Here is a 21,706-nt window from a genome sequence, read left to right as displayed (position 1 = left end):
AATTATATTCTTTATTTACTTATGGTATTGATTTTATAAAAAATAATATTTCATTTGAAAAAATAAATCGATGTAATTATGTTAATTTTTTGCTAGCATTTGTTATAGATTTAATTGGTTAAAAGTGTCGTGTACTATGGTAAATACTATGAAAAGCCTCGTCATTGCGAAAATGCCTGAGTGCTTTAGCACAAAGGGGTTTGCGGCAATCCATCTTTAACTTATTTAAAGACTTAAGTATGGATCAACTATGTTGTGAAGTTTTTTAAGGAGGGGCTCATTGCCGCCCCCAAGCTGCGTTGCAGCTTTCCCCGCTAGGATATTTACAGCAAAAAAAATGAATAAATAGTGTTTTTGAATGATTTTTGAGTATTTTTCGTGTAACATAGTGAGTGCGTCACAGGCTGGGAAGCCGATGGACGTGCAAAGAAAATGATAGTTTTTATGTTTGAAGAAGCTAAATTTTAATTTTAGGCGACTTCTTTAGTTGATTCTATTTGATCTGCTTCAAAAGCCAAATCTTTTAATTTTGCATTGGCAATGACCAAAATTTTTCGCATTAAAGCTGTTAGAGCAACCATTTTCTTTTTACCTGCTACAATGAGCCTGTTATAAAAATCGTGAAGTGATGATTTTGAATTTCTTGCGGCCATTGCCGATAAAAACAAAATAGGTTTAATGCCACCTCGGCCATACCCCGTGCGACGATAACCTGAATATTTACCGCTATCATTTGATATGGGCGCAACACCTGCAAGCGCCGCAATCTTTCGTCGATCCAATGTCCCAAGTTCTGGTAATAATACAACAAGTTGAAATGCTGTAACCCCACCAACACCTGGAATTGTTTTCAGCATATCCATTTTTTGTTTGAGAATCGAATCAAGGTCAACTAATTTTTTGATTTTGTCTGTAATCGTGTTGATTTGTTCATTTAATGTTGTGATCATCTGTTCGCAGCTCTCTTTGACAACAGAAGCATTCGGTGCTTTCAGGCGATTCTTTTCTGCAACTATCATTTGCTTAAGATCGCTTCTGCGTTGAACAAATGCAAATAAATCAAGAATACGTGCTGATTGTGGTTCAAACGGTTTCAAAATATTTTGTCGCTCGAAACCGTATCTTGCAAGGGCTTTAGCATCAAGTTTATCTGTTTTTGCAGAACTTCCATAAGATTTAATAAAACTTTTTACTTTACGTGTGTCCGCTCTATGTACGGCAATTTTTTTATTACATAACGTATACAACAATGTTAATTCATAACCACCTGTTGTTTCTAGAATACAAAAAGATTGTGGTAAAATATCCTTATAACATGCCAGGAATTCTTCTATACCCTGACCATCATTATTATATTCTTTAACATCTTTATGCGCGTGTATAGAAACGACAAAAGTAAATTTACCAATGTCAATACCAATAAAATTGTGATAATTTTGCATTGTAACCTCGAGATTTTTATTTGCGATTGTAAACGGGCGTGCAATAGCATCCCATGCAACTATTCAAACGTCTCGAGAGAAGGGCTAGAGTACCTAGATCCAGACGGTTCTTAAAACCGATTGCCGCACGGTCGCTCACGCCCGCGTATTAACCCCTATCATGTAGGGGTTAGTACAACTCTCTATGGGTAATATACAATATTGTAATTACTTACTATAGAGCTTAGCATGTTTGAGACTTACAATTGCCGCGCGACCCTTTTTTAAATTTGGGCCGCTCGCAATGACGAACCCTTTGATTTTCAATTATTTTAATTCCGAAGTCGGGTTAAATTGTATTTTTGTTCTGTAGACTAAATCTTCCCAAAAACAAGCGACGCATTTGTGCCGCCAAATCCAAAAGAATTGGACATAACGTAATTCAATTTGCGTTCTTTGGCTGTATGCGGGATTAAATCCATGTCACAACCATCCGAAGGATTGTCAAGATTCAGGGTTGGCGGCATGATGTTGTGATTCAGTGCCATAATAGAATAAATCGCTTCAACACCACCTGCAGCACCAAGTAAATGGCCAATGGCAGATTTGGTTGAAGACATTGAAACTTTAGAAACGGCATTGCCTAAAAGACGTTTAACAGCTAAATGCTCAATTTCATCACCTAAAGGTGTAGATGTGCCATGCGCATTAATATAGCCAAGGTCATCGGCTGTAATTTCTGCTCGTTTTAAAGCATTACGCATTGCACGAAAAGCGCCATCGCCGGTAGGAGAGGGAGCCGTAATGTGATACGCATCGCCCGAAAGGCCATAGCCTGCGACTTCAGCATAAATTTTGGCGCCACGTTTTTTGGCGTGCTCATATTCTTCAAGAACAAGGACACCTGCGCCGTCACCCATCACAAAGCCATCACGTGCTTTGTCCCAGGGGCGAGAGGCATGTTGGGGATCATTATTATAACCGGTTGATAAAGCGCGCGCAGCACAAAATCCTGCAATACCAACACGACAAACAGCCGCTTCGGTGCCACCTGCGACCATAACATCAGCATCGCCAAACATAATTAAACGTGCAGCATCGCCGATGGCATGGGCACCTGTTGAGCAGGCTGTAACAACCGCATGATTGGGCCCTTTAAAACCGTATTTTATAGAGACGTGGCCGGAGGCCAAATTAATAAGACTTGCGGGAATGAAATAAGGGGGCATTTTGCGCGGCCCTTTTTCATTAAGGATAAGACCGCCTTCGGTGAGAACAGTGAGTCCACCAATACCTGATCCAATCATGACGCCTGTTGCTTCACGATCTTCTTCATTTTCGGGTTTCCATCCTGCATCGTCAACCGCTTGGGTTGCAGCAGCAATCGCATAGGAGATAAAATCGTCCATTTTACGTTGATCTTTAGGAGAGACCCATTCGTCAGGATTAAATTTACCATCAGCGTAATCCCCTTTAGGGACGCATCCGGCAATTTGAGCATTGAGATCATCAGTTTCAAAATGCGTGATTCTTTCGATAGCGCAATCACCTTTAATGAGGCGTGTCCAATTAATATTGGTGCCACATCCTAAAGGGGTGACGAGTCCTAATCCTGTTACAACAACGCGACGCATCATGTCTCTCTTATCCGTTAAACTATCCACCTTATGGGCAAATTCGTCGTCAAGTATCAACTTCCAGTACTCATGTACTTAAGTACATTCCGTGCCGGTTTTCTCCTTTTCTAGACTTTGCCTCATAATCTGGATAGTTTTTCTTGAGGGGTCTGGAGATTTATCTTTTGTTTTTATAATGAGACGCTTTAAAACGTCTCATTGCAAAGTATAAAGTGATGAAATTAGACAGAAGCAGTAGCTTTTTGGCTGTCAAGATGCTCTTTAATATGGTGGATAGCATCGCCAACTGTTACTATTTTTGCTGCATCATCATCAGGGATTTCGATGCTAAAAGCTTCTTCGAATTCCATGATAATATCAACTGTATCAAGACTATCCGCTCCAAGATCATCGATGAAGCGTGCTTCTTTCGTTACTTTTGATGCATCTTTAATGTCTAGTACTTTCATGACAATTTCGTTTACACGCTGCTCGACATTTGTAGTGGTCATCTTTATCCTCTAGAGTTATCTTCAAACTAAGTCAAAGTGATGTTAGCGCCTTTGATTGGAAGAATCAACGATAATTACCAAAAAAGGCAATCTTTATGACCATATTGGTTTTTTATCGTTGTTTTATTTTTATAAAAATATAAGCGTATTATTGTGAAATAAACCAAAATAGGCCAAAGATTGACACGTTTGCATTTTAATTCGGATCTACTTTTACAGATGTGACAAGATGTGACAGAACCTCAAGAATTACCTTTACGATAAGTTCAGGTTGCTGATCAGGAACATCATGTTCACTATTATCAGCTATAATATGTTTGCTCTGAGTAGAATAGTCTAAAAAATTTTTATGCAAATGAAAGCAAATATTTTTGCATTCTGTAAAAATTTTAGCATATGTTATATCTTCATCATTATCATAAACTTTATTTTCATCAAAAATTCGTGACTCTTTGCCTGCTGTTATAACAAAAATTGGCTTATTACCAAGATTTTTATTTAAGCTCTTTAATTCAAAAGAGCTTTGAGAAATTGCCTGATCCTCAAATCCAATAGACATATAGTGTTTATAACTCGCCTGTAATGCTAGAATATAATCCCACTCTTCTTGCGTATATAGTTCTTTTCTAGGATATTCATCATAACTCTTTTTATAATCCAAAAAAGACCAGATAGGAAAATATTTTTGTATAAATTCTCTTACAGAATCATTGAAGTTAGGTTTTGGCCAAGGAAGCGAGTCAATCTTAGATATTTGATCTTCATGCATAGCATCGACAAGAACAATACCTGCAACATTTTGTGGATATAAAGCTGCAAAAGTCCGCACATTCATACCTCCAAAAGAATGACCAACTAACAAATAAGGACCAGGAATATTAGATTTATTTAAAAGTTTATTTAATTCACGTGCGTTTTTTTTAGATGTACGCGGTTTTGGGCCTGAATCGCTTAAACCATGGCCAGCTCTATCATAACTGCAGGTATGTGCAAACTTAGAAAGTTCACGTTGAACAAGCATCCAAGATGCATGTGTTCCATTCATCCCTGCATCTAAAATAACTGTAGGTCCTTTTGTATTAACGGGGCCAGAGCAATAAGCATATAATTTCAACCCATTACCAATATCAACCAATTTTCCTGTGCCATTTTTTGTTATACTGGTTGGAGCCAAAGGTATTGAGTTATTTGTTGTAATATTAAAACACCAGATAGAGAAACCAACAACAGCTAGCAATAGAACAACTATTATAGTAATTTTTGTATAAAATTTCATAACATCAAACTCATATGTATTATCTTAAAAAAGTAAGTCCCTTGTTTGATTAGGGAGAATATAAAGGCTCGGCCTTCATATTCAGTGATCGTGTAAGATCCAATTCGGCTTGACGGTCAGAAAAGATCTTACACATAAATAATATATCATTATACGAAGGTCTTAGTCATTGTATCTGGGCCATATCTGGCTCAAGCCCTTTGGACGCTCTCTGCCCAGGGAAACAAAAGGCGGAAGAGATACTTTAAAATAATTGAGTATTAAACCATCCCACCATTAACATGCAAAACTTGTCCCGTCACATAAGAAGCTTCTTTACTCGCTAGATATAACACGGCATAGGCGATATCTTCAGGTGTGCCCATTGTCCCTTGTGGGATTTGGCCAAGGATTTTCTCTTTTTGCTCATCTGTTAAACCTGTTGTCATATCTGTTTCGATAAAACCAGGCGCGATACAATTGACTGTGATTGATCTGCTTGCAACTTCTAATGCTAGGGATTTCGAAAAACCGATAAGTCCTGCTTTGGAGGCCACATAATTGGCTTGCCCTGCATTGCCTGTGACACCTACAACAGAGGAAATATTGATAATGCGGCCCCATTTTTTACGCATCATACCGCGTAAAAGAGCGCGCGTTAATTTAAAAACAGAAGTTAGATTGGTATTAATAACGCGGTCCCATTCGTCATCTCTCATACGCATGAGTAAATTATCAGCGGTGATGCCAGCATTATTAACCAGAATATCAACTTGTCCCAAAAGCTTTTCAGCTTCTTGGGCTAAATGATCTATATCTTGCGGATTGCTTAAATCACAAACGATGGCGTGTGCTTTTGTGGGTAATTGAAGCACTAAAGCATCGAGTGCCTCTTTATTGCGCGCAGCAATAACAAGTTCAACGCCTTGGGCTGATAATTTTTCGGCGATGGCTTTACCAATACCACGTGTGGCGCCAGTGACGACTGCTTTAAGACCAGTAAGAGTGCACATCAATTTATCTCCGTTAAATAGTTTTCAATAAAAAATTCGATATCTTTTGGTTCTTCAAGTGACCAAAGGCGCATATCAGGATGAATTGTTTTGATGAGCCCTGATAAAACTTTACCAGAACCCATTTCGATTGTTTCAGTGACGCCAAGACTTGCAAGTTTTTGAACACATTCGCGCCATCTGACTGTTTGTGTTACTTGTTTCACAAGAAGATCACAGATTTCAGTAGGATTGCTGACTTTGTCAGCTGTTACATTTGAAATGAGTGGTAAAAGAGGTTTTTTGCATTCTATCGTTTCAAGAACTTTTTCCATCTCTTTAGCGGCAGGTGCCATAAGGGAACAATGGAAAGGAGCACTGACTGGTAACATGATTGCGCGTCTAATACCATATTCAGGTGCGAAGGTAATGGCAGCATCAATGGCTTCTTCGTTGCCACTAATCACAATTTGGTTTGGCGCATTATCATTTGAAATTTCACAAATTCCATATTTTTGTGCTTTTGCACATAATTTTTGGATCGTTTCTATATCGAGTGCAACGCCTAAAAGGGCAGCCATAGCGCCCACGCCAGGTTTAACTGCTTGTTGCATGGCGATCCCTCGTTTTTTGAGGATGCGCGCAGCGTCTTGGAGCGTAAACATTTCAAAAACGGTGAGACTTGAATATTCGCCCAAAGAATGACCTGCGCCAAATTGGCCGAAATAGGTGAGGGGTTTGCCGCTTTGTTTTTCAAGGACGCGTGCAAGCGCAACACCTAATGCCATTAAAGCAGGTTGCGCATTTTCTGTAAGTGTTAATTCTTCAATGGGGCCTTCAGACATTAATTTGAAAAGATGTTGATTGAGCGTATTATCAACTTCTTGAAAAACTTCTTTTGCTTCAAGAAAATTGAGTGCTAAATCAAGACCCATTCCAACAGTAACTGATTTGCCTTGGCCGGGGAAAACAAAAGCCCGCATGTAAAACCTACCTATTGTCTATAAACTAGAAAATTACAAATTTTCCATAACCTCTTTCAAAAGCGGTATTGTAATCTTACGTTGGCATTCTAAACTTAACGCGTCAATCTGCGCAACTAAATCTGGGATCATTTTAAAACTACGTTCAATACGTTTCATCAAAAAATCAAGCAAAGTAGCATCCAATGAAATTTGTCGGTCTGATAATTGTTTGACGATTAAAAACTTAAGCATTTCGTCATCAGGGGGTAAAATGCTTAAAAGAGGTGATGCTTTCAGGCGTGATTCTAAATCTTTCAGTTGCAATTTTGTAGCGGATAAAGGAGTTTCTAACACAAGAAGGATGCTTGCATTTAATTCTTTGGCGACATTGTAAAAATGAAAAATTTTTTCTTCTAATGCAGGATCAGTGGTAAAAACAATTGGATCGGCTATAAAAAACGACGATGGTGATAAAATGTCGTAAGGCGATTGTTCCGTTTTAAAATCAATAAGTAATGCGTTATTTTTATTTTGCCAAAGACGCGCTAAATGTGACTTACCTGAGCCTTGTGCGCCTTGCAAAAGGTAAAAGGGTGCATAAGGAATTTGCGCGTTGAGTAAAAAATCATGTGCATTTTGGTTGCATGTTGTTACAACAAAATCATTTTCATCATAAAGTGGATGTTGATGAAATGTAAAAACGCTTTGTTTAAAATCATTCATGTCTATGCAATAGGGCTTTCAATCTTTTTTTTCTGTGTTTTGTTTCCGTAATAATCGCTTTTTAAATATTTTGAAATTAAGAATCGAATTAAAACACCCGCAAGAGCTGCAAAAGGAATAGCGAGTAATGCGCCTACAAAGCCAAAAATACTAGCGGCTGCAAGTAATGCAAAAATAATCCAAACAGGGTGCAAACCAACGCGGTTGCCAACAAGAACAGGACTTAGGAAATGACCTTCAATGACTTGACCTGAAAAGAAAACAACGCCAACAAGCGCTATAGAGCTCCATTCTTCAAATTGAACAAGAGCAAGTCCCATACTGAAAACAAATCCAAAGATTGATCCGACATAAGGTATAAAAGAGAGAACACCGCTTAAAATGCCAATGACAAGTCCAAAATTAAGACCAACAATGGTTAAACCTAAACCATAATAAAGCGCTAAAATAAGACAAACGATTAATTGACCGCGAATGAAACCGGCAAGCGTCGAATCCATATCTTTAAAAAGATCATGTAATGTTTTTTCGTGATGTCTTGGGAACCAGCCGCGAATTTTTTGAACAATAAGCGGCCAGTCACGTAATAGATAAAAAGCCACAACAGGTGTAACAAAGAACAAAGCAAATAAATTGGCAAGGGCTGCACCGCTTGAGACAATATCACCTAAAAATTTGCCGATCCAGGAAATTGCTTCGCCAATATGGTCGTTCGCCATTGTTTTGAGCGGCATAATATTTTGAAGGGCTAAATAATTTTCAATTTTTGCAATGTAAGGTTCTATATATTGTTTTACCCGCATTAAAAACGTTGGAAACCATGAAACAAATTCAATGAATTGTGCCTGGACGAGTGGAAATAATAATAAAACCAAGAAAACAATAAAAATGGTGAAAAGCAAAAGTGCAATCGTTGTACCTGCCCATCTTGGAAGGCCCCATTTACTCATTTTTGTTGTAAAGGGATCAAGTAAATAAGCGAGTCCAATGCCGACGACAAATGGCAGCAAAACATGTTGAAAAATATAAACAAAAAATAGGAATGCAATCAGTAACATAAACCAAAAATAATTGCTTTTCTGAACTTGCATTATAACCTCTTAACTGAATTCTGGATGTGTCGAAGGTGCAAAATTTTTCTTCCACCCTAATTCGAATTTACCGTCTTTTGAGTCTAATACAAGATTTAAATGCGTGAGCTCTTCTTTAAGCTTTTCGTCATGCTCTTGAAAGTGGAGTTTAAGATAGGCTTCTTCTGTGCTCATCGATAAAAGAACAATTTTTTTAATGAAGGGTATTTTTTTTAGCTCTTTTTCAATCAAATCATAATCTGCAGGTCCATAAAGAGCTATGCGAATTTCTATTTCTTTTTCCTCTATAGGGGCAGGGGGTGCAACGGGTTTCCAATCATCGTCAATTTTTTGAAGCATTTGTTTGAGACCCGTTTGATAGAGCATTGTACGCGGTTGATCATTAATCAGGATATTAAGATTTTTGAATGCATGTGTACCATAATAATGAGTTGAAAGAGATAATGTTGGTTTGTCTTTATCGGAATCATCTAAAGAAGCTAAGGTGACAACACATTCATCGCAATTATATTTTTGCGCTAGTTTTTGAAGATTATCTTTATGACCTTCAATTGCATCTTGGGCAGAAACAATATTTATATCTTCGAAATCACCATAAGGCACAATAAAAGGAAATTTCATTTTATCTTTATGTGGATAATTAGCCCAAATTTGACGCCAAGCATTTGTTTCTTCCCATAATTTAACATCACCATTCGTAGTTTTTAAAACAGGAAGTATAAGAATTTTCTGATGCATGTTTTCTTGAATGGTGATCGATGCTTTTGAGAGAAAGTTTTTCACAATTTCAGGTGAAAAGTAATAATTCAAACTTGCTTTGTATAATGCTTTTGTCGTTTGTTCTTTTTCAACATCTACTTTTGAAATAAAAGTACCAATTTCTTGTTCACTGATTGAAGGTATTGTTTTAGAATCTGCTAGTTTGTGGCATAATTTTTGGAAAGCCACAGATTGACCTTTTTTAACGGCTTGTGCAAAACGATTTTTTTGCAAGGCATTGGTAGGAATAGAAATTTCGACCTCTGGCACCATAAAGAGAGATTCTTGATTTTGAGCCAAAAGTGTTAATGGAAACAAAATAATATTAAATAAAAAAACAATGTTAAAACGCATAATATAACTATCCATTATAAAACCCCGATGTTTTCTGAACAATTTCAAAAAAGCGTCGGGGTCAGTATATCAAAGTACAAGGTTTGTTGCGACTATTTTTAACCGACTATTTCAAGGCCAGAGAAAAAATAAGCAATTTCTTGTGCTGCATTTTCTAATGAATCAGAACCATGAACGGAATTGGCTTCAATGGATTCTGCGAAATCAGCACGAATTGTGCCTGCGTCAGCATTCGCTGGATTTGTAGCACCCATAATATCGCGGTTTTTAAGAACAGCATTTTCGCCTTCTAAAACCATTGCAACAACAGTGCCAGAAATCATAAATTGGCACAAATCGTTGTAAAATGCGCGCTCACGGTGGACATAATAAAATTCTTGTACTTGTTGTAAGGTTAATTGCATTTTTTTTTGTGCAATAACGCGAAGATTTTTTTCTTCAAAACGTGCAACGATTTTACCGATAAGGTTACGACGTGTTGCGTCTGGCTTAATAATTGAAAGTGTGCGTTCGATAGTCATGTTAGGCTCCTAAAAAAATTAAGAGGATTGCTTAATCCAGCTTTTATCCTCGGTTTGTCGAAAGTAAATCAAGTTCAAGTCGTTTTTTTTGTAGTCACGCCATTTTTGACGAGCGCGTGCTACTTCTTCTTCATTCCCTCCATTAAAAACCTCAATCACACGTGTGTAATGATCGGGGTCTTTGGATTCTGCACCATCCACCAGCACTAAAAAACGTGCTTTATTGGGTACGTATTCTATATTCGTTAGAAATACGGGTTGGTGTTCCGTAAAGCCATCTTTTTCAGTTCCATGTGGCAAAAAACTATTGGGTTTAAAGCGCCATAAGAATTGATCAAGATGCTCTATTCTTTCGCGAAAGGGCGTCATCACAACGGCCCTTTCTTGTAAACTTAAAATTTTATCAAGTATGGTGACTAAAGCTTCATCAACGGAAGTTGTCAGGCAATGATAAAATGCTACTTCAGCCATACTTTAGTATATATCCTGTGTATAAGTTTTAACTATCCAGATTATGAGGCAAAGTCTAGAAAGGTCGAGAACCATAGCTGCATGTACTTAAGGTACATGAGCACCGGAAGCGCAGGCCTGACGACGAATTTGCCCATAGGATGGATAGTTTTATTGTTCATAAGTTTCGGATACAAATTTATCGAGTAGTCGTACACCAAAAGCGGTCGCCCCTTTAGCCGATAAAGGCATGTCCTTTTTGGTCCAAGCAACGCCTGCAATATCAAGATGCGCCCAAGGAATGTCTTTGTTAACAAAACGGTTCAAGAATTGTGCGCCAATGATAGAACCTGCAGCGCGGTCATTGCTGATATTTTGCATATCGGCAATTGGGGAGTCGATGGCTTTGTCATAGGCTTTTTCCATGGGCATGCGCCATAATTTTTCTTCTGTCTTTTTACCAGCAGCGATCAATTGATCGGCGAGTTCATCATTATTGGCAAAAATACCAGCATATTCATGGCCTAATGCAATAATCATGGCGCCCGTTAAGGTTGCAAGATCGATCATGCATTTTGGTTTGTATTGCGTTTGGCAATAAGTTAAAACGTCGCATAAAACTAATCGGCCCTCAGCATCTGTGTTTAATACTTCAATTGTTTGACCTGACATCGATTTTACTACATCGCCGGGGCGTTGTGCTTTGCTCGATGGCATATTTTCGACGAGACCAATAAGACCGATCGCATTGACTTTTGCTTTGCGTTTTGCAAGGGCAATCATGGTGCCAACAACAGTTGCAGAGCCTGCCATATCCCATTTCATTTCGTCCATGCCGGCGCCTGGTTTTAGCGAAATGCCGCCTGTATCAAAAGTGACGCCTTTGCCGATAAACGCAATTGGATCATCTTTAGGATTGCTCGATCCGTTCCATTCTAAAACAACAAGTTGCGTTTCGATAGCACTTCCAAGGCCAACGCCAACGAGTGCATGCATGCCAAGGGCAGTCATTTCTTTGACGCCTAAAGCTTTCACTTTAAGACCTAAGGTGCTTAATTCTTTAACGCGTGCAGCATAGCTTTCAGGATGTAAGATATTGGCAGGTTCTGCGACCAAATCTTTGGTGAAGGCAACAGCTTCCACAATGCCTTTTGATTGTGTGTAAAGATTTTGTGCGGCGTCTGGTTCTTTTGTTAAAATGTTGACTTGCTTCAATGATGGTTTTTTATTTTCTTTAATTGTTGTTCTGTATTTATCAAAGCGATAGCTGCGATATTGGATACCACGTGCAAGGCAGGTTGCAAAAGTTTCATCTTTGAAATGTGGACAATCAATAGATCCAATGGCCGTTGTTGCATTTTCATCGCCTTTCATAGCGAGCGCTGCATAAATTGAACCGCCTAAATTTTCAACTTGTGTTTCACACATATCTTTGGGATTGCCCATGCCTACAAGAAGGATCCGCGATAATGCTGTATTTGTAGGTGTTATAAGTTCAAGTGTTTCACCATTATTGCCTTCAAAACGATTGCAATTAATGGCTTTTGTAATCAGACCATTAAGATCTTTATCCACTTGCTCGGTTAGGGGCAAAAATTTTTTATTTTCTAATACGCCTAGAACAAGCGTTCCATTTTCAGGCATTTTAAAGGGCGAAAAACTAATTTTCATGATCGTTCCTTTTGTGTCTTTGTCGTTTAAATACAGTTTTCAATTCTAGGCAGAATTGTCAAGAGGTCTATTATACCAAACTAAAATGCAAGCATCAGCTTTTATGCCATTTTTTTCAAGATAATAATTTGGTCGTGTGTTGATTTGAACAAAATTTGTCTTTTTATAAAGGTTGATAGCCTTTTGATTGTGTGTAGAAACTTCTAAAAAAATGCTGTGTATTTTATTTTTTTGAGCATGTTCAAAAAGTTTATGAAGAAGGTCAAATCCAATTCCTTTTTGCTGAAAAGTTGTATCAACAACAAGTTCTATAATTTCAATTTCAGGCAAGATTTCTTGGACGATAAGATAAGCATGTGGGTCATCTTTATCATCAAGATATAATTTTGTTGTCGTTAATGCAAGATAATCGATCCATTGTTGTTCAGACCAAGGCTTAAGGTCTGATGTTTGTTGGATCTGCATTAATGTCGTAATTAATGTGTTGCTCATGATTTAAGATACACTGGATCTTTAAGATAAAAAGGCGTGATATTTGAATTCATCTCAACGCCTTGGCTTGTTTTTTCAAACACATAAGAAGCTATTTTTGAAAGATCGATTTCAATTTTTGTGATTTTGGGATGATCTGCATTGCCAATGATAAACGTGTTTGGTTCAACAAATGTTTCAAGATCTTTTGCGAGCATTGAAAAAGGAGGTTGAATAAAGGTACCTTGTTTATTGAGAAGGCCTGCGTAAAAATCATCTTTCATTGTATCGAGTAAGATTAAAAATTGATCGTGTTCGCAGTCTGGTAGGGATGAAAAGTAGGCTTCAAAGCTAGTTAGCCCTATTGTTGGAATGTTCTTAGCAAGACTAAGTCCTTTGGCAATAGATAATCCAGCGCGTAAACTTGTGAATGACCCAGGGCCTGTGATGGCAATGATAAGATTGATATCATCTAAGGTGACATCTGATTCAAGTAAACATTCATCGAGTCTTGCAAAGAAAGAACTTGTTGCATCATAAGGATTTGTACCACTTGCATGACTTAACAGTTTTTTTTTGGTTGCATTCCAGATACCGATCCGTAATATAGGCGTCGAGGTATCAAGTATTAAGTAATATATAGGTTTATCGATGAGTCTTGTGTCCATTCATTCGCCCAAAATGGTTATTGATCTTGCTTATGCCACAGATCAAAATTTTATAGGTAAAAAAGTATACCACAATGCGCATGCCTTTTTACACAAAGAAGCGGCAGAAAAATTAGAAATCGCACAAAATCTTGCCGAAAATCTTGGATATACGATAAAAGTGTTGGATGCCTTTAGACCGACTGAAGCGCAATGGGTATTATGGGAAGCCTGTCCTAATCCTGTTTTTGTGGCGGATCCAAACAAGGGATCGTCGCATAGCAGGGGGATTGCTATTGATTTAACATTAGTCAATCACAATGGGATGGCGCTTGATATGGGGACGCCTTTCGATGATTTTACACAACAATCTTTTCATCGTGATGTGATCATCTCAAAAGAGGCTCAATTAAATCGCTTCACCTTATTAGGTATTATGAGTGCTGCAGGTTGGGATTTTTATGAAAAAGAATGGTGGCATTATCAATTGTTTAATTCGAAAAATTATCCGTTGATAAGTGATAAAGATGCGCCTATGTCATTGATGAATGCTGCGTTCTAAAAGATTTTATAGACTTCTTTCGAAACGCGCTAATGTGAGGCAAGTGATAGGAAATTCGGCACGGGTTCCCTTCGTGTATTCTTTATACATGAGGATCTGAGTACCGAAGCGACGTATCAATTGACCTCAGTAGTAGAGTTTCTAAAGAAGTCTATTCAAAAGGATTGAGGGTTTCTAAGCCTGGCACATTGAAATCTTTTATATTTCTTGTTACCATTTTTAAGTTGTGTGTCAAAGCTGTTGCTGCAAGAAGGCTATCTATTGCCATAAGTGACTGGGTTTTCGTTGAAGTTATGTAACCCCAACGTTCTGCAATTTCTTGTGTAATAGGAAGAATATTTTCGCCGAACCATTTGGGTAGATCTTCTTCTAACCAAAAAATAAGTTTGTTCTTGCGACTATTATTTTCATTTAGCTTTTCAATGCCTCTTCGAATTTCTCCAAGTGTTAATACGCTTATGCATAAAGATGCTGAAGGTATTTTCTTAATCCATGTCTGTACATTTATATTCGGTTGAGCACGAATTGTTTCTGAAATAATATTTGTGTCGAGTAAATATTTCATAGATCAATTTCGCGGTTTTTAGATTGATCGTGCTCAAAAACAATATCTAAATCATAAAGAGGAGATTGTTTCATAAAATCAAGCAAATTCGGTTTTTCGCCTATGAGACGTTCATAATCTTTTTTTGAAATAAGAACGGCTTCCTCTTTCCCTCTCACTGTAAGCATTTGTGGTCCATGTTGGGTGCATAAACGGACAACTTCACTTAAATGAGATTTTGCATCTTGTAATTGCCAAATGCGCATTTTTGCCTCTTCTAACTAGTCTGACTAGTTTAGTATATAAAATTTATTGTCATTAAGTCAATCTATATTATTTTGTCAACTGCATTTGATAGAGGTTTATTACGCAAATGCGCATTCTCATAAGATTATGGAAAACAGCTATAGTCGATAGATTTGAGAAGCAGACAAGGAGCAACGAATGAAGTGTATCCTTGTATGAGGCGTGACGATGTATCCTTTCAATGCCTATCGACTATAAAACTAAATAATTTTGCAAATCTCCTCAAATGGAAAGCGCCAATCGCGAGGTTTTAGATCACCTATTTCTCCATACCCTAAATTACACAAAAAATTAGATTTATAGTTTGTGCCTTTAAAGAAAGCCTCATCAAGTGTGGCGGGTTCAAAACCTGACATGGGACCACAATCAAGACCAAATCCACGTGCGCTCATCATAAAATAGGCAGCTTGAAGCGTTGAATTTCTGAAAGCTGTGTCTTTGATGAGTTGATCATTGCCTTCAAACCAAGCGCGTGCATTGGTGTGTGGGTAAAGCTTGTCCATATGCACATAAAATTTGAGATCATAAGCAAAAATGGCCGTCACAGGCGCTTTCATTGTTTGATCGACATTGCCTGGGGCTAAACAGGGTTTCAGTTTTTCTTTTGCTTCTTTTGAATGTACAAAAACAACGCGTAAGGGGGAACAATTGGCACTTGTTGGACCAAATTTTGAATGATCGTAGATTTTTTGGAGGAGGCTTAAATCGACAGATTGGTTTTTCCAAGCGCGTGGTGTCCTTTTTGTATCAAAAAGAAGTGCTAGCATTTCAGGTGTAAGGTTTTTCATTGTTTTTGATCCCTTAAGTAATTGTCAACATATTTGACTAAATAAGCATGACGATATAATATTCGTGCTGTTTCAGCAACATAACATGAAAGAATAGCTTTGTGAAGTATTGCGGGCAGAAAAGAAATAGTGCAAGTTTAAAGAAAAAGAGTGGGTGGATTTCTCTAAAACAGCTGTAAGCTTTAAAGAGTATTCTAGTAATTTTTCTAGAAATTCCATTCAACCGACAAGGTTAAGAACGGCCGATAAGGTTAAAGAAACGCAAGAATGAATTTCGGAAGTCACTTAAGGAGAAAGTGAAATGTATTGGAAAAGTAGTGTTACAACACTGGCTTTAGTTACTTTGCTCGCAGCTTGCAGCAATCCCAGCAAGACGCCTGATGTTAGTAAAGATATAAAAAATTTAGCATCAATTCCTACTGGGTCTGAAAGTACTGAAAAAGACAGAAAATTACGTGAAGGCATAGGGTATCTTCAAAAAAATGATTTTGAGAGAGCAACAATTGCTTTCCATACAGCATTAAATGGAAGTCCAAATGATTCTCATCTGCATTTCATGGCAGGTCTTACATCCCACTTAGAATCAAAATCAGGTAAGCAAGATTCAGGTTCAATGGCTGAAACGGCGTATAAAGCAGCAATTTCGAATGATCCAGCTAATAAATTAGCATCTATTCAATTGGCACGTCTTTATACAGAAACAAAACGCTATTCAGAAGCACAAGATCGTTATGCGGAAGCTTTATTGTTGGCACCAGGCGATGCTGAATTGCTTTCCGGTTTAGCAGCAGTTTCTTATATGGCACAAGACATTGACACTGCTTACAAAACTTCTTTAAAAGCAGTCAAATTGCGTCCGACGCATCAAGAAACGCTCAAAACAGCAGCTTTAGTGCATGCTGCAATAGGTAAAGATGAAGAAGCACAAAAATATTTTGGTCAATACAAACTTGTTGCTGATCAACGTGCTGCAAATTATGTTGAATCACGCCTTGGTGATTGGAAAAGAATCCATACAGGTACTCGTTTCGAACAATTAGCTTCTTTAAAAGATGGTCCAACACATAATGTAGCACCAGCTGCTCCAAACAATATGGCGCTTGTTGATGTCATCATTTTAAGAACTGAAGAATCAGGCACGACAGAATCAGGTAAAAATGTTTTCAAACAACTTTTTGCTCAAGTCGGTACTGACAGTAATCCAATAAATTGGGGATCTCGAGAAACTAAAACCCGTACTTTGGCTGATTCTGTTGGTGCAGTACTTGGTACAACCAGTCATTTGGAAAATTATACAATTACGAAAAGCTTTGGTTTGTCAGCCTTTCAGTATGCGTTGCAAATTGCAAATACAATCAATAAAAGTTCTGAAGTTATTGCAAGACCAACACTTGTGGCGCTTGATGGCAAAATGTCATCCTTCTTCTCAGGTAATCAATTGGTTGTTGGTTTAACAGGAACCCTTGGTGGTGGTGCACTTGATCGTGAAAAAGTGGGTGTCCATTTAGAATTTATTCCAAAATTCTTAAAAGATGGTCGTGTTGAATTTGCAATTTCCGTTGGACGTAGTTTCCCAGAAGCTAATCTTGGCGATGGTATGTTCCAATTAACTGATTCAAGCGGTAATAAAAGTGATTCAAGTAGTCCATTTGCTGCAACATTCCAAATGGCAATGGGTGAGCTTTCAGCCAATGTCGTGATGGAATTCGGTCAAACATTGATCCTTGCAGGTCTTTCAGAACGTGAATTAGTTCGCTCGAAAGAAGGTTTCCCTGTATTGAAAGATATTCCAATTCTTCAATATTTCTTCGCTGAAAACAAAGAAATTGATTATCATAAACACCTTGTTGTGATGATGACACCACGTAAGCCTGGCTTCCGTTCATCTGCTGAAGATCCAAGCGATGCAGCTGATAAGCCAAGAAGACATCTTGATCGTTTCTTGCTTGCTTATGTAGGCGACGTTCAAATGGAACCAAATATGAAGCATGTTTTTGCTGGACTTGAGCAAAATTCATTCTTCAAAGAGTTTAGAGCTGGTGACGTAACCGAAGATCGTTGGTTCCATACGAAGGAACGTAACTATCTAATCGATCAAACACTTAATATGCTCTATTTTTAGTACAACAATAAACCATAGAAACTTAGTCTTTATTGACTTGGTTTTAAGACTGGCGGCACCTCTTCGGAGGTGCCTTTTTTTTTATTGAGATTTTGTTTTTTATAAATTTAAGTGAATTGTTTCAAAATTGCGATAAAAAGATGAATGGTGAATATGTGAACGTATTTTTTATATAGAGGAATGAGTCGAAAATATTACAAATACGAATCAAAAATTAAAACATAACAATAGTAAAATGATCTGAAAACGCTACAACTAGAAGGTCATCTAATCCCGCCTGCTACGCCCCGCGGCCATATCATTACCCATAGGTATATACGCAACCTCGGAAATTTAAAAACAGCTGAATTAACGCTCAACCAATTGAATTAAAAGGAAAAAAAATGGCCTCGTCGTTGCGAACCCCCGCAGGGGGTGTGGCAATCTAGTTCTAAAATCAACATTTATAGCTTTTGTAGGGTAATTTTTTGGATTGCCGCGGGGCTTTGCCGCTTAGAATGACGGAAACCCTAGGGTTCTTTTACGCGTACAATATGAATAACCTCTATTAAAAAGAAAGTGTTATCTCAAAAATTACATTAAATATCAATAGGTTTCAACGCTTATGGCTAATGATATGCCTGCGTGGTCCAAAAACCTGAAGAAAGTCTCAATAATCTATTTAGTCACTGGCACATGGTCAATCAAAAGAAATGAGCCGTATGAAGTGAGCGTTTCGCGTACAGTTTTGTGGGTACCTAGGTCTGAAATACCTGGGTGACTCGACTAATATATATAAGACTTGTTGAGTGTTATTAATTATATTGAGCGCCACCTCTTTTATTAGGGCCTTGGTTGATATATTTTTTAGCATCTGCTGGACTTGGTGTGTTTTTCTTTCTCATTTCTTCCAATTTTTTGGCTCGATCCATTGCATCTTTATCTGAAAAATTACCATATTCTTGCATTCTTTTTGCTGTAGATTTTGCATCTGCAAATGTTTTTGGCACATTCAAGCCAATAAACAATAATCCGAAAAATAATCCAAAAACTGTATATTTCATTTTATTCTCCATATTGTTTCCTAATATTATGATATCAATATAGTATTAATAATTGGTTAATTTTATTTATAAAATTAGGTGTAAAAAAATTAGTTGAAAATACTTTATCCTAATAAGATTAAGTCAAAGATTCATCGATGCGAAAACTAGTTTAAATTTAAGTAGGAGCTTTACTTTACTCCGATCTTAAAATCAACAATTCTGAATATAAAGTAAAATATTAATCATCGCTATCAAGGGCTCTGACTTCAACGACTTCAGGTACGTAATGTTTTAACATATTCTCGATCCCCATTTTAAGGGTGGCTGTTGAGCTGGGGCAACCTGAGCAAGCACCATGTAATGAAAGATAAACGACACCTTCTTGATAGCCTTTAAAAATGATATCACCACCATCTTGAGCAACAGCAGGCCTGATGCGTGTGTCGAGTAATTCTTTGATTTCTTTGACAAGTTGAGCATCTTCTTCACGAAAAAATTCATCAATGACTTCGTTTTCACTACTTGAAGCATCCGCTAATATTGGTTTTCCTTCAAGATAATGTGCTAATATAACTTCAATGATATAGGGCTTTAAAAGATCCCAGGATGTTTTTTCTTGTTTTGAAACGGTGATGAAATCACTTCCAAGAAAAATTGATTCAACACCATCAATTCCAAAAAGACGAAGTGCAATAGGTGAATTGACAGCTTCTTCTTTTGAAATAAAATGAAGAGATCTACTCCCAAGCACTTCTTTGCCTGGTATAAATTTAATACTGTTGGGATTGGGGGTAAGCTCTGTTTGAATGTACATGATCATTGTCTCACATTATTAACGAAAATATGTCCACATTACATTTAGTTGGTTTCTATGTATTAACAAGTGGGAAAATGCAGAATTTATTTTAACGCATCTGGAAAGTGCATTTTTTACCATGAAAATTGAAAATGCCATATTGAAATTTCATGGTAGATTTAAATACGAACTTAAGCTTTCAACCTGAACATCTTTCGTTAAAGCATAATTACGATCGCCTGGATAAATTACTTTTAGACTGTCGAGTTCTAAATCTTCTAAAGCAAAACGCATTGAAGGTGTTAATTTAGGGGCATCACTTAACTTAAATTCAAAGCCGTGCTTTTTGCCATCTTTAACAATGAGCAAATCTAATTCAGCTTTATTGTGACTTGCCCAAAAATAACAATCTTCGGCATCTACTTTATGATATTTAATAATTTCCTCTATACAGAATCCTTCAAAAGAAGCACCAGCTCTTGGATGCTCAATTAAATGATGAAATTCTTTAACGCCCAAAACATAATGAAGAAGACCACTATCGCGATAATAAACTTTAGGGCTTTTTACTTGTCGTTTCAAAGTATTTGCAAACCAAGGCTTTAAAATCCTTAGCATAAAAGTATCTTTTAAATAAGATAAATAGCGCACAATAGTAGGTTGGCTTACACCTAAAGATTGAGCAAGAGTCGATGCGTTTAGTATTTGTCCATGGTAATGCGCCAACATAAACCAAAATCTGCGCAAAAGATCGGGTTGAAAATTTAGACCAAATGTACCTAAATCTTGTTCGATATAAGTACGCATGTAATTTTGACGCCATTCCATACTAGAATTTGTTGAAAGTAAATAACTTCTTGGAAACCCGCCTTTGATTAATAGCATCCGCCACTCATTAACTTCTTTCGCAGAAAAAGGTGTTATTTCAATAAAGGAAATACGCCCAGCTAAACTCTCTGAGGATTGATGAATAAGGGAAGCACTTGCACTGCCCAATATTAAAAATTGTTGATCTAAATGCTGATCATGAAGATAACGAAGATAGGAGAATAAATCAGGTCTTCTTTGAATTTCATCAATAACAATAAGCCCTTTAAGAGAGCTTAATGCTAAATCAGGGTTATTTAAACTTTCAATATCTTGCGGTCTTTCAAGATCAAAATAACCAGGATCTTTTAAAGTTTTATCATTCATTTTCCATAAAAGACGCGCCAAGGTTGTTTTGCCACATTGACGTGGGCCAAGCAAACATACAATCCGATTTACTTGAAAGGATTGTTGAATACGTTCAATTAATGACAATCGAGAAATTTGATCCATTTTTGGTAGTAAGCCTAGCTTGTATAAACATCACATAGGTTACTTTACCATGAAAATTGAAAATACCATATTGAAATTTCATGGTAGATTTATAAAAAATTATAATTTATAAATTGGTAATTGCCCAGTTGTTTAAGAAATACTTAATTACCAGCGAATCCTAAGCCTTTAGTAAGGCCTAGGATTTAATGATGAATAAATATGGCTATCTTATGAAGCAGGATGACGTATGAAGTCTAATGCCCCATAAATTATTTCAAGGTTTTTTATATTACGAATTGATTTTATTCTGTCCATTAAAGTATTATCATAAATTTTAATGTAATAATTCTTAAATAATAATGGATTATTATATATATCCAATAATTCTTCAATTTCATGTTTGTTGTCAATAATTAGCTGCCAAAGCTGATCTTTTATTTTCCAAAGATTTTCTTTATATGATGAAGTTGAAAATATTTCACCGTGTTTATCGACAACAATTGAGCAGTCACACCCAGAATAATCGCCGTAATAGCTGCCCTCTTGAGATTCAGGTTCAAACAGCGTTGTTTTGATTTTTTCGATAGGGATGCCGAGTTGTTCAAAGAAAATTTTAAGAAATTCTAATTCCTCTTCTTGAGATCTTCCTTGGAAATGATCTTTATATTTATCATCATAGTACACGACACTTTTTTAATTTGATCTAAGGTATTGATTTTTTATAAGAAAACATAGTACAGACAAGATACAAAAAAAGGAGCTGTACAATGATAAAAATGAATACCTTAGATCAAGCAATAAATAATCACTTCG

23 protein-coding genes are annotated in these 21,706 nt (G+C 37.0%); 2 read left to right on the top strand and 21 right to left on the bottom strand.

All coding sequences use genetic code 11. The annotated features are described in order from the left end of the window. Positions 1 to 470: 470 nt before the first annotated feature. From Q8L85_06155 to tsaB, 14 genes are all read right to left on the bottom strand, one after another. Positions 471 to 1,442 carry an IS110 family transposase gene (locus Q8L85_06155; protein ID MDP1724268.1) on the bottom strand — a complete coding sequence of 324 codons (972 nt, stop codon included), beginning with the start codon at positions 1,440 to 1,442 and terminating at the stop codon, positions 471 to 473. Positions 1,443 to 1,795: 353 nt separating this feature from the next. Continuing rightward, complete coding sequence (gene fabF / locus Q8L85_06150; GenBank protein ID MDP1724267.1) at positions 1,796 to 3,055, bottom strand: beta-ketoacyl-ACP synthase II; 1,260 nt, start codon at positions 3,053 to 3,055, stop codon at positions 1,796 to 1,798. A gap of 224 nt (positions 3,056 to 3,279) precedes the next feature. Beyond that, positions 3,280 to 3,549, bottom strand: coding sequence for an acyl carrier protein (locus Q8L85_06145; protein ID MDP1724266.1), 270 nt, complete (start codon positions 3,547 to 3,549; stop codon positions 3,280 to 3,282). Between the two features lie 196 nt (positions 3,550 to 3,745). Further along, positions 3,746 to 4,825, bottom strand: coding sequence for an alpha/beta hydrolase (locus Q8L85_06140; protein MDP1724265.1), 1,080 nt, complete (start codon positions 4,823 to 4,825; stop codon positions 3,746 to 3,748). Between the two features lie 260 nt (positions 4,826 to 5,085). Beyond that, complete coding sequence (fabG, locus tag Q8L85_06135) at positions 5,086 to 5,817, bottom strand: 3-oxoacyl-[acyl-carrier-protein] reductase (GenBank protein ID MDP1724264.1); 732 nt, start codon at positions 5,815 to 5,817, stop codon at positions 5,086 to 5,088. Then, positions 5,817 to 6,779, bottom strand: a complete 963-nt coding sequence (gene fabD / locus Q8L85_06130) for an ACP S-malonyltransferase (protein ID MDP1724263.1) — start codon at positions 6,777 to 6,779, stop codon at positions 5,817 to 5,819. Before fabD ends, fabG begins: the two co-directional genes overlap by 1 nt. 33 nt (positions 6,780 to 6,812) lie before the next feature. After that, complete coding sequence (locus tag Q8L85_06125; protein MDP1724262.1) at positions 6,813 to 7,484, bottom strand: hypothetical protein; 672 nt, start codon at positions 7,482 to 7,484, stop codon at positions 6,813 to 6,815. A gap of 2 nt (positions 7,485 to 7,486) precedes the next feature. Then, the gene (locus Q8L85_06120; GenBank protein MDP1724261.1) at positions 7,487 to 8,575 is read right to left on the bottom strand and encodes an AI-2E family transporter; all 1,089 of its coding nucleotides are present in this window, start codon (positions 8,573 to 8,575) and stop codon (positions 7,487 to 7,489) included. A gap of 9 nt (positions 8,576 to 8,584) precedes the next feature. Then, positions 8,585 to 9,703: a DUF2066 domain-containing protein gene (locus Q8L85_06115; protein MDP1724260.1), complete on the bottom strand. Its 1,119-nt coding sequence runs from the start codon at positions 9,701 to 9,703 to the stop codon at positions 8,585 to 8,587. Between the two features lie 83 nt (positions 9,704 to 9,786). After that, positions 9,787 to 10,209, bottom strand: a complete 423-nt coding sequence (gene ndk / locus Q8L85_06110; protein MDP1724259.1) for a nucleoside-diphosphate kinase — start codon at positions 10,207 to 10,209, stop codon at positions 9,787 to 9,789. An 18-nt stretch (positions 10,210 to 10,227) separates the two neighbouring features. After that, positions 10,228 to 10,680: a DNA polymerase III subunit chi gene (locus Q8L85_06105; GenBank protein MDP1724258.1), complete on the bottom strand. Its 453-nt coding sequence runs from the start codon at positions 10,678 to 10,680 to the stop codon at positions 10,228 to 10,230. Between the two features lie 150 nt (positions 10,681 to 10,830). Then, positions 10,831 to 12,330 carry a leucyl aminopeptidase gene (locus Q8L85_06100; GenBank protein ID MDP1724257.1) on the bottom strand — a complete coding sequence of 500 codons (1,500 nt, stop codon included), beginning with the start codon at positions 12,328 to 12,330 and terminating at the stop codon, positions 10,831 to 10,833. A gap of 45 nt (positions 12,331 to 12,375) precedes the next feature. Then, complete coding sequence (gene rimI / locus Q8L85_06095) at positions 12,376 to 12,822, bottom strand: ribosomal protein S18-alanine N-acetyltransferase (GenBank protein MDP1724256.1); 447 nt, start codon at positions 12,820 to 12,822, stop codon at positions 12,376 to 12,378. Beyond that, complete coding sequence (gene tsaB, locus Q8L85_06090) at positions 12,819 to 13,469, bottom strand: tRNA (adenosine(37)-N6)-threonylcarbamoyltransferase complex dimerization subunit type 1 TsaB (GenBank protein MDP1724255.1); 651 nt, start codon at positions 13,467 to 13,469, stop codon at positions 12,819 to 12,821. Before tsaB ends, rimI begins: the two co-directional genes overlap by 4 nt. On the opposite strand from tsaB, the gene ddpX reads away from it, so the two are divergent. Then, entirely contained in the window at positions 13,453 to 14,010 is a 558-nt protein-coding gene (gene ddpX, locus Q8L85_06085; protein MDP1724254.1) for a D-alanyl-D-alanine dipeptidase, read from the top strand. The genes tsaB and ddpX overlap by 17 nt on opposite strands. A 151-nt stretch (positions 14,011 to 14,161) precedes the next feature. Here the strand turns inward: ddpX and Q8L85_06080 are convergent, their stop codons facing one another. The 3 genes from Q8L85_06080 to Q8L85_06070 form a co-directional block, all read right to left on the bottom strand. After that, complete coding sequence (locus Q8L85_06080) at positions 14,162 to 14,575, bottom strand: type II toxin-antitoxin system VapC family toxin (GenBank protein MDP1724253.1); 414 nt, start codon at positions 14,573 to 14,575, stop codon at positions 14,162 to 14,164. Then, positions 14,572 to 14,820, bottom strand: a complete 249-nt coding sequence (locus tag Q8L85_06075; protein ID MDP1724252.1) for a type II toxin-antitoxin system Phd/YefM family antitoxin — start codon at positions 14,818 to 14,820, stop codon at positions 14,572 to 14,574. Before Q8L85_06075 ends, Q8L85_06080 begins: the two co-directional genes overlap by 4 nt. 240 nt (positions 14,821 to 15,060) lie before the next feature. Then, positions 15,061 to 15,648: a malonic semialdehyde reductase gene (locus tag Q8L85_06070; protein ID MDP1724251.1), complete on the bottom strand. Its 588-nt coding sequence runs from the start codon at positions 15,646 to 15,648 to the stop codon at positions 15,061 to 15,063. Between the two features lie 301 nt (positions 15,649 to 15,949). Here Q8L85_06070 and Q8L85_06065 point away from each other — a divergent pair, with 301 nt between their 5' ends. Continuing rightward, positions 15,950 to 17,770: a hypothetical protein gene (locus Q8L85_06065; protein ID MDP1724250.1), complete on the top strand. Its 1,821-nt coding sequence runs from the start codon at positions 15,950 to 15,952 to the stop codon at positions 17,768 to 17,770. A gap of 794 nt (positions 17,771 to 18,564) precedes the next feature. Here the strand turns inward: Q8L85_06065 and Q8L85_06060 are convergent. The 4 genes from Q8L85_06060 to Q8L85_06045 all read right to left on the bottom strand — a co-directional run bounded on the left by Q8L85_06060 (position 18,565) and on the right by Q8L85_06045 (position 21,577). Further along, on the bottom strand, positions 18,565 to 18,813 hold the full coding sequence (locus tag Q8L85_06060) for a hypothetical protein (GenBank protein ID MDP1724249.1): 249 nt from the start codon (positions 18,811 to 18,813) through the stop codon (positions 18,565 to 18,567). A gap of 220 nt (positions 18,814 to 19,033) precedes the next feature. Continuing rightward, positions 19,034 to 19,609 (bottom strand): NifU family protein, encoded by a 576-nt coding sequence (locus tag Q8L85_06055; protein MDP1724248.1) that lies wholly within the window; start codon positions 19,607 to 19,609, stop codon positions 19,034 to 19,036. A gap of 150 nt (positions 19,610 to 19,759) precedes the next feature. Further along, positions 19,760 to 20,911 (bottom strand): ATP-binding protein, encoded by a 1,152-nt coding sequence (locus tag Q8L85_06050; protein MDP1724247.1) that lies wholly within the window; start codon positions 20,909 to 20,911, stop codon positions 19,760 to 19,762. 210 nt (positions 20,912 to 21,121) lie between these two features. Then, positions 21,122 to 21,577, bottom strand: a complete 456-nt coding sequence (locus Q8L85_06045) for a hypothetical protein (protein ID MDP1724246.1) — start codon at positions 21,575 to 21,577, stop codon at positions 21,122 to 21,124. Positions 21,578 to 21,706 lie beyond the last annotated feature (129 nt).

The organism is Alphaproteobacteria bacterium (assembly GCA_030680745.1).
Classification (GTDB): Bacteria; Pseudomonadota; Alphaproteobacteria; order JAUXUR01; family JAUXUR01; genus JAUXUR01.
Note: the sequence above shows the minus strand (reverse complement) of the source record. Positions and strands in the feature narration are given on the sequence as shown.